This is a genomic window from Pelatocladus sp. BLCC-F211 (assembly GCF_041928655.1).
In the GTDB taxonomy this organism is placed as follows: domain Bacteria; phylum Cyanobacteriota; class Cyanobacteriia; order Cyanobacteriales; family Nostocaceae; genus Pelatocladus.
Genome location: NZ_JBHFLM010000046.1, coordinates 1 through 12,230 on the forward strand (window position 1 = coordinate 1; position 12,230 = coordinate 12,230).

17 protein-coding genes and 1 pseudogene are annotated in these 12,230 nt (G+C 43.8%); 13 read left to right on the forward strand and 5 right to left on the reverse strand.

Features of this window, described 5'->3' with window-relative positions:
- Positions 1-146: 146 nt before the first annotated feature.
- Positions 147-1,463: a hypothetical protein gene (locus ACE1AT_RS04640; RefSeq protein ID WP_374866131.1), complete on the reverse strand. Its 1,317-nt coding sequence runs from the start codon at positions 1,461-1,463 to the stop codon at positions 147-149.
- 94 nt (positions 1,464-1,557) lie between these two features.
- On the opposite strand from ACE1AT_RS04640, the gene ACE1AT_RS04645 reads away from it, so the two are divergent.
- A complete protein-coding gene (locus ACE1AT_RS04645; RefSeq protein WP_374866132.1) occupies positions 1,558-1,890 on the forward strand; it encodes a hypothetical protein in 333 nt (110 codons plus the stop codon).
- 34 nt (positions 1,891-1,924) lie between these two features.
- Here the strand turns inward: ACE1AT_RS04645 and ACE1AT_RS04650 are convergent, their stop codons facing one another.
- The 3 genes from ACE1AT_RS04650 to ACE1AT_RS04660 all read right to left on the reverse strand — a co-directional run bounded on the left by ACE1AT_RS04650 (position 1,925) and on the right by ACE1AT_RS04660 (position 3,742).
- Positions 1,925-2,302: a hypothetical protein gene (locus ACE1AT_RS04650; protein ID WP_374866133.1), complete on the reverse strand. Its 378-nt coding sequence runs from the start codon at positions 2,300-2,302 to the stop codon at positions 1,925-1,927.
- Between the two features lie 171 nt (positions 2,303-2,473).
- Positions 2,474-3,325: a tyrosine-type recombinase/integrase gene (locus ACE1AT_RS04655; protein WP_374866134.1), complete on the reverse strand. Its 852-nt coding sequence runs from the start codon at positions 3,323-3,325 to the stop codon at positions 2,474-2,476.
- A 138-nt stretch (positions 3,326-3,463) separates the two neighbouring features.
- A complete protein-coding gene (locus ACE1AT_RS04660; RefSeq protein ID WP_374866135.1) occupies positions 3,464-3,742 on the reverse strand; it encodes an HU family DNA-binding protein in 279 nt (92 codons plus the stop codon).
- 51 nt (positions 3,743-3,793) lie between these two features.
- Between ACE1AT_RS04660 and ACE1AT_RS04665 the strand changes: the two genes are divergently transcribed.
- Positions 3,794-4,735, forward strand: coding sequence for a hypothetical protein (locus tag ACE1AT_RS04665; protein WP_374866136.1), 942 nt, complete (start codon positions 3,794-3,796; stop codon positions 4,733-4,735).
- Between the two features lie 68 nt (positions 4,736-4,803).
- On the opposite strand, the gene ACE1AT_RS04670 is transcribed toward ACE1AT_RS04665, so the two are convergent.
- The gene (locus ACE1AT_RS04670; RefSeq protein WP_374866137.1) at positions 4,804-4,950 is read right to left on the reverse strand and encodes a hypothetical protein; all 147 of its coding nucleotides are present in this window, start codon (positions 4,948-4,950) and stop codon (positions 4,804-4,806) included.
- Positions 4,951-5,122: 172 nt separating this feature from the next.
- Between ACE1AT_RS04670 and ACE1AT_RS04675 the strand changes: the two genes are divergently transcribed.
- From ACE1AT_RS04675 to ACE1AT_RS04725, 11 genes and pseudogenes are all read left to right on the forward strand, one after another.
- Positions 5,123-6,511, forward strand: coding sequence for a DUF4055 domain-containing protein (locus tag ACE1AT_RS04675; RefSeq protein ID WP_374866138.1), 1,389 nt, complete (start codon positions 5,123-5,125; stop codon positions 6,509-6,511).
- A 6-nt stretch (positions 6,512-6,517) separates the two neighbouring features.
- Positions 6,518-6,679 (forward strand): hypothetical protein, encoded by a 162-nt coding sequence (locus ACE1AT_RS04680; protein WP_374866139.1) that lies wholly within the window; start codon positions 6,518-6,520, stop codon positions 6,677-6,679.
- Entirely contained in the window at positions 6,648-7,256 is a 609-nt protein-coding gene (locus tag ACE1AT_RS04685) for a hypothetical protein (protein WP_374866140.1), read from the forward strand. The genes ACE1AT_RS04680 and ACE1AT_RS04685 overlap by 32 nt, the downstream gene beginning before the upstream one ends.
- A 43-nt stretch (positions 7,257-7,299) precedes the next feature.
- Positions 7,300-8,413: pseudogene (locus ACE1AT_RS04690) on the forward strand (IS630 family transposase).
- A gap of 183 nt (positions 8,414-8,596) precedes the next feature.
- A complete protein-coding gene (locus tag ACE1AT_RS04695) occupies positions 8,597-8,794 on the forward strand; it encodes a hypothetical protein (protein WP_374866141.1) in 198 nt (65 codons plus the stop codon).
- Positions 8,795-8,842: 48 nt separating this feature from the next.
- Positions 8,843-9,310: a hypothetical protein gene (locus ACE1AT_RS04700; protein WP_374866142.1), complete on the forward strand. Its 468-nt coding sequence runs from the start codon at positions 8,843-8,845 to the stop codon at positions 9,308-9,310.
- Between the two features lie 133 nt (positions 9,311-9,443).
- On the forward strand, positions 9,444-9,863 hold the full coding sequence (locus ACE1AT_RS04705) for a hypothetical protein (protein ID WP_374866143.1): 420 nt from the start codon (positions 9,444-9,446) through the stop codon (positions 9,861-9,863).
- 10 nt (positions 9,864-9,873) lie between these two features.
- Positions 9,874-10,263, forward strand: a complete 390-nt coding sequence (locus ACE1AT_RS04710) for a hypothetical protein (RefSeq protein ID WP_374866144.1) — start codon at positions 9,874-9,876, stop codon at positions 10,261-10,263.
- Positions 10,264-10,312: 49 nt separating this feature from the next.
- Positions 10,313-10,732: a hypothetical protein gene (locus ACE1AT_RS04715; RefSeq protein WP_374866145.1), complete on the forward strand. Its 420-nt coding sequence runs from the start codon at positions 10,313-10,315 to the stop codon at positions 10,730-10,732.
- A gap of 285 nt (positions 10,733-11,017) precedes the next feature.
- Complete coding sequence (locus ACE1AT_RS04720) at positions 11,018-11,719, forward strand: hypothetical protein (RefSeq protein WP_374866146.1); 702 nt, start codon at positions 11,018-11,020, stop codon at positions 11,717-11,719.
- 199 nt (positions 11,720-11,918) lie between these two features.
- Positions 11,919-12,194, forward strand: coding sequence for a hypothetical protein (locus ACE1AT_RS04725; protein WP_374866147.1), 276 nt, complete (start codon positions 11,919-11,921; stop codon positions 12,192-12,194).
- Positions 12,195-12,230 lie beyond the last annotated feature (36 nt).

Consider the following 12,230-nt stretch of genomic DNA (forward strand, 5'->3'; position numbering starts at 1 on the left):
TCTTAAAAATGGGGCAGGCAACCCCTTCGGGGAAGTCAAAAGTATCAAGTCAAAAGTCAAAATCAATACTTTTGAATTTTGACTTTTGACTTTTGACTTGTTTTGCCTGCCCCATTTTTAAGTTCATTGAATCGAAGGTCACGCCTCTACAAAGTCCAAGCAGCCGAATTTTCACCCCAAACAGCTAAGTCTAGTTCGGCGAATGCGTACATCACGGAGTCAGAACAATCAGGACTTCGCCCGATTCGTTTTTGAATATCCTCTTTGCTTTCAACCTGAATTTTGGAGGAAGAAGTCAATTTCCATCTAGGAGCGGTCAAATCTGCAAGCAGTTCCGGATCATCCGGCAAGGCAATATCGTTGTGGCTATCGGGGTCTAATAGCTCTCGCAGATGCCAGTGCCACTCAGCACGTTTGTTGATAAAACCAAATTTACCGCTTTTGTCTCTAGCGTCTGAGCCTCCCGCCCCGTTGGCGGCATAGGCGTTTATGCCACGCTCAACACAGGCATCGTAAGGACTTGAACCAACACCAGTAATATCTATATGTACGTAAGCATCGCCCACCAGTTCGATTTGTACCAAAGATGCGATCGCACTGCCGTTTGGCGTGGTTTTGCCTGGATGTTTTTGCAATTTATCAATATAGTTACCGTATCTGGGAGCAATTACGGTTTTAGCTGCACCACCCCTCGCCACGTCCACACCCAAGCAAGTCATTGGTGTATTTTCCGGGCGTCGTCCCCACCGCTTCATCGCCAGCCGCACCCACTCCGTAGGTATCACCTGCCAAGGATCATCTTCGATACCAGCCCCAAAGTCCCCCTTAAGCATCTGACTTCGCAGTGGTTCTGGCAAGGACTGAAGTACTGATTTGTAGCCAGTCTTCATATATATGGGGTTGTCTTCAATTTTGGCAGGGATAAACGTGCGCGATCGCGGCTTGATTGTCTCTATTTCCCCTTCCTTATTCTTGTATTCAAATGGCTCGCCACTTTCTACTTCTTTGTCCTCCCCATCTAGAGTCGCAAACCAGCGCAACTCCCCAGGTACAGCCGGGTTGGGGTGTTTGGGGTCAAGCCACGGTGACCAATACTCGATCACCCAGCGTCCTTCAGCTGTCGTGGGTGGGTTGCCCGTGCAAATTACTCGACACCTCTGGTTAGTATCATCAGTACGTAGCCAGCCAGTCAGAAATTTGAATTGAGCTTTACTAAAATGTGTGATTTCATCTATCGCTTTCAAGTCGTGAGGGCGGCCCTGATATTTCTCTACATCGTCTTCATGTTGACAAGCACCGAATTCAAGTGATCGTCCATCAGGTAGTCCACTCCAAATTTTTTCGGTGGAATTGTACTTAGCACCAGTGCCTTTGAGAATTTTTTTACACCTTTGGACCAGCCCTTTTAACTGAGGATATTCACGGCGAAAGATGATTGAGTTTTGGTGTGCGGTAAGCGCCAATCCTAATATCAAATCTGATTTACCCCCACCAGTAGGGGCTTAAAAACCAGCAGCCCCGCCATAGAACAATTCGTCGGCGGGGGTTTCATAAGCCATGCTTTGCGGGCCTGGTAACGGCAACCAGATGGGTTCGGCGCTGGGCGGCGCTTTTTTGGTAGAGCCACCCATCCATTTGTCAATCTTATTAATAGTCCGTTCGATTTTCGAGAGGGATTCCAGCACTCGTTTTCCTACTCCATCGGGGATGCGGCATACCCTTTGTGAATCTACCTGTACTTCCAGTCACATCCGCATAACTAGGGATTCCCGACTTTCTGCGAGTTCGAGCAATCACAGACTTGTCTACACCAGCAATTTGAGCCAGCTTGTAATCAGGCATAGTGCCAAGCAAGGCGATAATCTCCGGCGAAACGACGGATGGATTTGAGGCTAATCTATCTTCTCATTTTTGATAGCTAAAATCAATGTATATCAACCATTTCAGCCATTCTTGCGTCTAATATTTGCTTAGTCAGATCAATTTCCATCAAAACTTTCATGGCATCCGCGATCGCTTTGATTGCATCTGGATCAGCAGGGTTTGCTTCTTTGGTTGCGTCCTGGATAAACTTCAAGCCCAATTGAATAGTTTCAGGAATCTCCGAAGCCCAAGTCTTCTCACGCGCCTTCTTCTTTTGCTGGAATAATCCCGCAAGCCTAGCATCTTCATTAAGACGTGATCGCCATCCCTCAATACTTCTGGTCGATACACCCCACTTCTCTGCTGCTGCTTTATCGCCCATAAATATGGCATCGACTAAGGCGCTGGCCGCACGCTCATAATTAAAGGATTGAGGCATTTATAAGCAATATTTACTGCAAGTCTTCTCTAAATCGTTCCCTGCGAATACTTTCGGATTGTTCGCGAAATCGTGTTTATATTTTCTTTCACACATGAAAAAATATGATTTTCAGGCAATTCTTGGAGCGATCGCCTGTACTAACCTTAGATTCAACGCTTAAAAACTCGCTCATAACCCCAAGTATTTACTACTGCAATCAGTCGGATTGCTTTCTAAATATACATTCGTAGTACTGATATTTGAATGACCAAGCGAATCTCTGACTAGGTGTATGGGAGCGCCTTTTTCCAGGGAAACAACCGCGTGTGCATGTCTTAACCAGTGACAGCTAACTTTCTCGTTTACTCCCGCCGTCGCCGCGGCTTCTTTGATAATGCGATGAACCATTGTTCGCTCAAGCGCTTTACCTCTACAGCTGATAAACACTGGCTCATCATCACCCGCCGCACCCCGCAACGACTCCACCTCCAACCACACCACTGGAGGAACCAGCACTGTTCGCAGTTTTTCACCCTTCCCCAACACAGTAACTTGCACCTCCCCAGAGTCCCGTTCGTGAAAGTCACCCCACTTCAAGCTACATATTTCGCTGACACGCATTCCAGTCGCGTACATAAGCTTCAAGAGTGCGCGATCGCGTCCCGGCTTTGCCCCTCGTTCAACTAGTTTCAATACTTCGGTTTGCTTGAGAATCCGTCCCGCTAGAGACTGTTGCCCCTTCGGGATTTTGAGAGCTGCCGCAACATTGAACCTCGTGTAATTTAGCTTAGTCGCAAAGCTCCACAACGATTTAATCGCATTGAGCTTGCGACGCTTGGTGGTGTTTTTGATATCGAGTGTGTCGAGGTGAGTGGAGTAAGCCTGCAAATCTTCCAGTGTACAGACTTGTAGACACTTGTCTACAAAATCAAAAAACGCTTGTACGTCGCGGCGATATTCGTTTTGAGTAGAAATGGGCCTACCGTGCAGCCACATTTCTACAAGTTTTTGGTCAGTCGAGACACGAGAAAGTTCGGACATTACTAAGCAAAAAAAATAACCCTCGTAGTTTCAAATCAAGGGTTCCATTGCTTCACCCGTGACTATTCAACATAATTCTGGTTTTGTTGTTAGTGGGTACAGACGCGTCTGTACAAGCGCGTCTGTACTTATTAGTTATTAGTTATTGGCAACTTTCTCCTTGAATACCTTACCCGCAGAAAAAGCAGGGACTGTTGTTGCTGGTATTAACATTTCTTCCCCACTTTTGGGATTTCGCCCCATTCGCTCTTTTCTTTCGCGCCGCTCAAACGTACCAAATCCCACCAATACTACTTTGTTGCCATCTGCAACATTCTCGGTGATGGTGTCGATGAAAGCATTTAGTACCGCTTCAGCTTGTTTTTTGGTGACACTGACTTGAGAAGCTATTGCATCAACTAACTCGCCTTTGTTCACGGAAACCTCCTATTTATAGGCACTCTGAATTACCGATTGAGTGTCCAAACTATGATTATCAACAATGCTTTTATACTCTCTCTACTATTTGATCAACCAGAGGTAGCTAACGCACTCTCACACACTACCCCTTACATCTGGGTAGGAAAAAGTAAAAAAGCGATTGTGATTAAGTGTCAAGATTATTACATTATTCAAACTTTAGCCGCACATGCAAGCGAGGTTGTGGCGAAATTACAAAAAATATTGAGTTGCGAAATTTACCTGCAATTGCCTGATTCTTCTATTGTTAAACTAGGAGATTATTCGGGAGAACCACGTATGACTACAGCGGTTTTAGAGCAATCAACAAATTTATCTAAACCAGGCAGTACAGACGTAATTAATCGCGCTTCTGCAACGAAACTCTACAAACTAGATGCTTTGGTCAAAGTCACCCAAAAACCCGCGCAAGAAGTAAAAATCATGTTGGCTCGTCTGGGAGCGGCAATTTATCCACGAGAAGATGGGTCAGAGTTAGTTGCCGAATCTCATTTTGATGAAATTGTTCTTGAATGGGCAAAGTCGATTAAAGGGGAGTCAGCAGAAATTGTGTCGCCCAAAACGACCTCAGCCAAGCCCAAGAAAAAGGCTGTCAGGGTGCTAAAGTCCGAATTGACAGCCGATGATCTAGCTAAAGTCAAGAGCGGGAAAACTGCTGGCTCCCCCAACCTGACCGAAGCAGGTGTTCATCAAACCCTGGAAAACTTTTTCAACAACAAAGTTAAACTCGAAGACATGACCATCGCTGATGCCGTCTCAATATTTATTGAAGGGACTAGCGAAATTGGTCAAGCCATGAGGAAGAAGTTAATTGCTGCATACCGGAAATTCTTCCCAGGCGCTAACGTTACAGATATTGAAACAAAGCTAGTGGTTAGCGCAAAAACTTACTTGGAAACATTAACGGCTGCTGCACAGCCAATAGAAGAAATAGAGAGTAAAATCGAGTAGTCGTGCGATCGTGCGCTCCTATTTTTTGAAATAGTCCTTCCTGTATCGGAATTAGAGGCTACGACAAGCTAGCGCAGGCTGCGGGATTTGACCTCAATGGTGAATTGCGCCCAACATCCCCAATCTTCTAGGCGCGATCGCATTTGCGGGGGATTGCCGACTTCAGTCGTGTTTTGCTTGTAAGTGCTTGTATAGCTATTAAGGCTCGGCGGCAAGCAAACTTAACCCGCTCTGGCAAAGTGGCGGAAAGTAGACGCAGTACCCCATGATCTGTGGGACGCCATAGTAGGGACGTGCAAGAAATGACGCTTGCGCCAAGAGTGCAAATCCTACCTTTGCCTTAAATACTGGGAATCGTAGCTACGTACCCAATCCAAACAACGTAGCTTGTCCCCTACCCCAAAATCAAATTTACCTTCATCCCTTAGCCGTGCGGCATCTGCATACCAAGATGAATTGCAGCTACTTTTGGATTGCTGGAATGGGTTAAAGGACAGAGAAAAACTTTACTTACCCCAAGAAGCCAAAGAGCCGCCAAAAGCTTGGAGTGACAGAGTTAAGCGTACAAATTTTGATAATCGCTTTGAGCCTGCTATCAAGGATTATGCAGGCTTATTGAGTATTTTTTCGCTCAATGATGATGTCGCTCAATCAATCCTGGACAACCAAGATGATATTGACTTGATGGGCAATGACATCTGGACATTTTTTCACGAAGCTGACCAATACTGTCTCAGGGATGGTTGGTGCGGAATTTTGGTAGAATTCCCACCCGCAGATCCAAGCATTAATTCTCAAGCTGACCTGCTGGCAAGCTTGCGCCGTCCCTACCTTGTTGTTGTTGACCGCCGAGATATTCTCAACTGGCGGTACACCAAAACCAACGGTAAATCGACGCTAACCCAAGTCACCATTCGTGAGTGCAGGCTAGAGCCAGATGGGGACTTTGGCGAAACAGAAGCTATTTACTACCGCGTCCTGCGTCCTGGCGAGTACCAGGTTTACCAAATTATTGAGGAGCGCTCAGGAGAAGCACAATTAATTCTGGTTGAAGCTGGGACAACCAGCCTCAACGAAATCCCTCTAGTTTACTACTCAGTCACTGAATCGCAATTCTTTGCAGCCAAAGCACCGTTTCTGAACCTGGCGAAACTCAACATCGAACACTACCAAAAACGTAGCCAGTTAAATGAGGTGCTTCGCAAGTGCAATCTACCCGTACCTGTCCGGCGGGGATTAATCAGGACGGTAGAGGATCTGAAAAAAGTGCCGCCCTTGGTGATTGGCCCTAACTCAGTACTAGACATTCCTGCCGATGGCGATTTCTTCTTTGCCGAACCATCAGGAAGTGCGATCGCAGCCTCTAGAGAAGACTTAAAAGACCTAGAAGCCGCGATGGACAGAATCACGCTGGACTTTTTGACCAGTGGCGAACATCAAAAAACAGCTACAGAAGTGATTTTGGACTCCACTAAAACTAGTGCCAACCTCAAAGGCGTATCCCGTCGTAAAGAAAGTGGTGTGCAGCAGATTTTTCAGTTTTGGGTGCAATATACGGGGGAATCACAGGGCGGAACAATTGCAGTAGATGAATCTCTGTTGCAGATGCCGCTTACACCAGAACAGGTAGATAAGCTCGAATCCCTCGCCACACAAGGACTTATTAGCCAGCGCACACTGCTACTGCTACTGCAACGAGGCAAAGTTTTACCAAGGCAATTCGACATCGATGCCGAGGTGCAGGCGACGCAACAGCAAGATCAGGTATTGGGGTAAGGCAGAATGCAAGAAAAATTTAAACCCAGAGGTCAACCACTAACACTAGTACAACTTTTTGAACTCGCCACTATTCGCCAATCTAGCGTGGACGAAATGGTAAAGCGATCGCACCCAACTCTCAAGCCCTTTGTAAATGCCGTACCAGTTCGACCCAGTAACTCATAGATACCGCAATACCGAAACAGGTCGTTTTGTTAAGTACGCTGATGTACTTGAAGCAGTTGACGCTGAAATTAATCGCCTCGAAGTCCGCCTCAAAGGACATGCACGACTTTTGGCGCAAAACAAAATCGACATCGCCGAATTTCAAATCCGGATGGCGCAAACCCTCAAAGAATCCCACCTGCGGAACATGGCTATCGGTGCAGGTGGGGTGAAGCGATTAACACCTACACATTACGGAAAAATCGGGGCGCAACTCAAGAAGCAGTACAGGTATTTGAATAAATTTGGTCAAGACTTGGCAGAAGGCAAGTTGACCAAAGAGCAAACTATTCGACGCGCTGGTATGTACGCGAAAAGTGCTAGAACCTCGTTTTTTGAAGGTGAATTCACTAGTAGAGGTAAATATGGGTTTTATGCCAAAAGACTGCTCGACCCCCAGGCACAACACTGTTCATCATGCATCAGTTTTCAAAGATTGCAGTGGACACCAATTCAAAATGTCACTCCACCAGGCGTTGACTGTGAATGTGGTGGTAGGTGTCGGTGTCGATTAATTTTTAAGCTGTTCAGCATTTAAATTGGGTATAATAAAAAGCCGAATTCAGTAAAAAAATGGAATAATGCCAGCAAAAAATAATTTAACTTCCCAGCAAATAGAGAAACTACAAAAGGCTTTAAAACAGGAAGAAAATGGAGAAATAAGAGAAAGAATACTAATTCTCTTGTTGCTGAATGATGGGAAAACACAAGCTAACATAGCAGAATTTTTAGGTTGTTCTTTAAATAAAGTATCATATTGGTGTGTGCATGGAGACCCAGAGAATCTGGAAAGCTTAAAAGATGAGAGGATGAAGGGAAACCATAAAAAAGCTACAGATAAGTATATAGAAATATTACTAGAAACTATAGATAAAGAACCACAAGAATTAGGATACGAGTTTGGCAGATGGACAGCGCAGAGATTAGCAACATATTTAGAGAAACTCACAGGCATACAATTAAGTGGTTCTCAAGTAAGGAGGATATTAGAGAAAAAAAAGTACGTCTACCTCTGGGCAAAATATAGCTTAGAGTCCAAGAGAAATCCCGAAAAAAGAAAAGCATTTAAACAGAAAATAGCAGAATATTTAAGAATAGAGAAAGAGCATCCAGAACGTTTACAGGTATGGTAAAGGGCGTGAAAGTGGCTTTAGTTTGAGGGTGATAAGAAGAAAATCATGGGGTAAAAAAGGCAACAGAAAAAAAGTGAGAGGAGACAGAAGAAAAGGAAGAATTAATTTGATGGGAGGATTAAGGTATTCAGACAAGAAAAGATTTGTAGAATTTATCGATAAAGGCAATGCAGACAATTTTTACAAAGTCCTAAAAATCTTTTATGAAGAAATAGTTTTTGAATGGGTAGAAGCTGGTAATCAAGCTAAAGATTTTGCGGAGAAAGGAGCAAAAATAGTTATTATTCTTGATAATGCAAGTTTTCATAAAAAAGAAGAGTATCTCCATAAAATTGAAGCAGAAATGCCGAATATTCATTTAGAGTTTCTCCCGGAATATAGCCCAGACTATAATTTAATTGAATTGGTCTGGCACTCGACAAAAGAATATATTGCTAATCGGCTATTTCAATCAATTGAAGAGCTAGAATATTTATTACATCAGCTTTTAAATGAAGGAGAGTTAATTATTAAATGGGGGCGAAAACTCAAAAATAAAGGCGACGCTGTCATCACAATTTAAATGCATAACAGCTTAGGAAACTTTAGAGATTATGACCTTCGATTCAATGAACTTAAAAATGAGGCAGACAAAACAAGTCAAAAGTCAAAAGTCAAAATCAATACTTTTGAATTTTGACTTTTGACTTGATACTTTTGACTTCCCCGAAGGGGTTGCCTGCCTCATTTTTAAAAGGAGAAAACTGTGACAGAAGATACTTTGATTGTCGGATTTGGAGTAGTTGTGATATTAATCAAGATCGCCCTTTTTTGTTTTGCTATTTGGCGATTGATTCATTGGCAATGGTTAGATGCGATCACGCTAGTTTTGATAGGTGAATTTTTAGGATGGCTCTCTCAATATGTGCTTAGTGAGTGGGAGAAAATTTCTAAAAACTGTTAGTTAAGCTTCACAATGCATGACTTATGATTTCCTGCCCATTTACAAAATATGCCTTTCACTACAGAACAAAGATACCAAATCCTCACCTTTCTCAACGAAGCATTGCTGCGGACTGATGCCACGCGGAGCCAGTACGATACCTATTCAGGCGATTTTTACCGCTTTGATGCTACCCTCAGCCCTACCGAATATCAGAAAAATCGACCAGTCCCATTAATGTTTGAAGAGGCTGATATTTGGCAAAGGCTGGATAACATTGAGTTAAAATCTGAGTTTTTGGTGAGTCAAGTAGTCCAGATTTTAACTGATTTGCAAGCCACTGAACGCGCCATTATTAACGAGCGAATTTCCGTGAATTCTGCTCTTAAAAAAGCTGATGTTTTGGAATGGGAGACTGGCTCAAGAACTTCAGGAATGTTTGCTCAAAGGGATGAATTTATTGAAAAATTGCGTTATCAATTGGGCTTGCCACCTTCACCTAATAATTGGGGTGGAGGAACTTTGTTGAGAAGCTAATTTCTTTAAAATGGGCAGAATTTACATAGTTGAGACTAGTCGTTTTACTATTTACTCAAAAAGTTAACAACATGAGCAATAACAAAGTTACGTCTGAGCATATTTCTTCACTACTAAACAGTGCATAAACCCAGTGACCTCACCCTTTCTCGGTTTTGAAAATGCCACCCTCGCCTTCGCCGTTGCCGACGGTACTTACACTATCAACAGCGTCGGTAATCGCATTCCTAGCACCACAACAGAAATCATTAAAGCCGTCCTTAAACCTGCAACCGATGCTAGCACCGTAGAGAGATACGCCAAGGAAATCCAGCAATTTGCGGGTGCAGACGGATATGCCACACTACTTGAAGGATATTTAGTTGAGCCAAAAACTTATCCACAGTCTGTGGAATTTCTAATGGAGAGTGACATTGTGCTGTCTACCTCGCTCGGTAAAACAGACGAAGGGCGATTCAAATTATTGCCAGTGGTGCAATCCCCTTATGTGGTGGCGATGGGGATTGATTTAATCACGCCGATCAAAGGGGTATTTCGGAGAAGCATAAATTGAAGATACTTTAATGTCAAAGATTAATATTGATATTTCAAAAATCAATAACGCTATTAACCAGGCTTTTGATGTAGCAGTTGAAGCGCAAGGAGAAGCGTTTCAAAATGCAATAGCCTCCGAAATTTGGGAGTGGTCCCGCCAAACAGTCCGAAAAAATGGGGATATAGTGGAAAGTCCCCGTGATGCAGTTGACCAAGAAGAATTAATAGATTCACTTGTTGTCAGCCGCACCACCAACGCCGCCGAGTACACCTGGGAAGCTGACCACGCCGCAATTGTCCACGACGGCGCAACTACTAAAAACGGCACTGAATTGCCAGCCCGTCCCTGGACAAAAGTAGGGCTAAAAGAGTGTGACCCGGCAAAAATTATGCAGCAGCAAATCAATAAGCTTCTTTAGCGGTCAATAATTAGCGGAATTATATTTCAAAACCATGAAATAAGTTACCGTGATTGACCCTCTTATTTTACGAAATGATGTTTTCGCAATATTAAACCAACACATTGGTACTTACAGCTTAAATGGCGTGACCACAGAAGCGATCGCCTGCCTACCTGATCCAGACAAAGGTTGGAACTACCCTGAAAATGGCACAAAAACATCAGGTCTTGAAGTCGTAATCAAGCAGCCATACCCAGATGTGAGCGCGAATTTGGGAGGCGATCGCACAAGCGAATATTACTGGGAGATTCACCTCAAGCAGTGGGACACTACCAAGAGCCTTGTTGACGCGATCTCACTATTAATAGAAAAAATGCCCGCTGACTACCTAGTTGAAAGAACAAGCATCATGCCAGCTTCAGACAAGCTACTCACAGTAGAGCAATGCAAAATATTTATCAAAGAGTGGTCGGTGATTAGTAATTAAAAACAAAAGCACGCATATTTAGCGTGCTTAAAAACCGTTATTGATAGTCAGAGCCTCTACAGACTGCTGCATCTGGTTTTAACCTTAATAACAGAGTTTCAGTAAAGGACGTAGTAATTTTAACCATAAAACTTAGGAAGGGGTACTCTGACTTAAGACGCTTCCTAGAAAAATGAGCCAGGCTTCAAAAAAGATTACTCACTGGGCCAATCGAATAATACCAATACAAGCCTGGCTCATTTTTTAAAGGAGAATTTAGTCGGATCGAAATCTCCGGAGATCAGAATGAGTAAGACTTTCCAAGTCGGTGCGGGTAATAAGGTAAAGCTGTATGTGGCTTTGCTTCCCTTGGGCGATCGCACCGAACCAGAAGATGTAAGTATAACCACCTCAGCTGCCATTAGTAGTGGTGCAACCAGTATTGCTGTAACAGCATTGACAGGTGCTATAGCTGGCGGCACACCTTTAACTTTTGACAACGGCACAAGCAAGCTAACCGTTTACTTGGCTAGGGATGCCAAGGCAGGGGATACCACCCTGACTGTTGAGACAACCACAGCAGGTTTAACAGGCAGTTCATCTACAGCTGAATATGTAGCGAAGCTAAGACTGCTTGGTGGTACGCAGTTAAATGCCAATATCAACAGTGACAGAACTGACGTACTAGTATTTGAAGACCCACTAGGGTATAAAGACGGGGCGATTACTGGACAGTCTTGGGAATTGCCTTGGACAGCGAATTTACTCAGTGATGATGATGCGTTCCGACGGACTGCCTTTGCTGCGACTTATGCAGTTTCTGGACGAGAAATGTACGTCTGGCAAGAAGACCCCCCACCCAATGGCTATGCGGTGGGCGATGGGTTGAAGGGTGCAGCATGTGTAATGAATTTTCAAAAGTCGCTGCAATCGACTGCTATTTGCACCATCAGTTGCACGTTTATGGGGCAAGGTTCGCCAACAATCACCAGATATTCACTAACTTAAGATTTTGTTAAAAAATAAGCGATTTTGCTTAGTCGCTGAGTATCTTGTATGCCTGGTAGATGCAAATCACTTATCGGATCAAAGAGCGATCGGCGAGAGATCGCCTTTTTTTTGCGTTAGTTTCAGCACAAATTTGGGCATCTTAGCTTAGGGTGAATCTACCTCTACCAATCTTGTTTCAACACAAACCATACAAACCATGACACAAACTTCTGACGCATTAGTTCTACAAGCCGAAGTTATTACTCGTCTGGCTCAACTGATTATCGACCTAATTAACTCTAAAAACGCATCTGACATAGACAAAGAAGCTGCTTTAGCTCAGGTTCAGGAACTTTTAACAGCAGATACAAATAGTGCGGCGACTGTAGATGAATTAACTTCTAAGTTGCAAGAATTGGTTGACACTGCTGCCGCTGCGTTGCCTGGTTCTACCTCTGCTCCAGAAGAGTCTCAGTCTGAGTCTAACGCTTAGGTTTTAACAGCACTCCTTCATTGCACCGTTTTGAGG

Coding starts and splice junctions, on each gene's coding strand:
- ACE1AT_RS04725 (WP_374866147.1), top strand. CDS start 11,919: ATGACACAAACTTCTGACGCATTAGTTCTACAAGCCGAAGTTATTACT.
- ACE1AT_RS04685 (WP_374866140.1), top strand. CDS start 6,648: ATGCCGTACCAGTTCGACCCAGTAACTCATAGATACCGCAATACCGAA.
- ACE1AT_RS04655 (WP_374866134.1), bottom strand. CDS start 3,325: ATGTCCGAACTTTCTCGTGTCTCGACTGACCAAAAACTTGTAGAAATG.
- ACE1AT_RS04710 (WP_374866144.1), top strand. CDS start 9,874: ATGTCAAAGATTAATATTGATATTTCAAAAATCAATAACGCTATTAAC.
- ACE1AT_RS04720 (WP_374866146.1), top strand. CDS start 11,018: ATGAGTAAGACTTTCCAAGTCGGTGCGGGTAATAAGGTAAAGCTGTAT.
- ACE1AT_RS04665 (WP_374866136.1), top strand. CDS start 3,794: ATGATTATCAACAATGCTTTTATACTCTCTCTACTATTTGATCAACCA.
- ACE1AT_RS04645 (WP_374866132.1), top strand. CDS start 1,558: ATGCTTTGCGGGCCTGGTAACGGCAACCAGATGGGTTCGGCGCTGGGC.
- ACE1AT_RS04700 (WP_374866142.1), top strand. CDS start 8,843: ATGCCTTTCACTACAGAACAAAGATACCAAATCCTCACCTTTCTCAAC.
- ACE1AT_RS04650 (WP_374866133.1), bottom strand. CDS start 2,302: ATGCCTCAATCCTTTAATTATGAGCGTGCGGCCAGCGCCTTAGTCGAT.
- ACE1AT_RS04680 (WP_374866139.1), top strand. CDS start 6,518: ATGCAAGAAAAATTTAAACCCAGAGGTCAACCACTAACACTAGTACAA.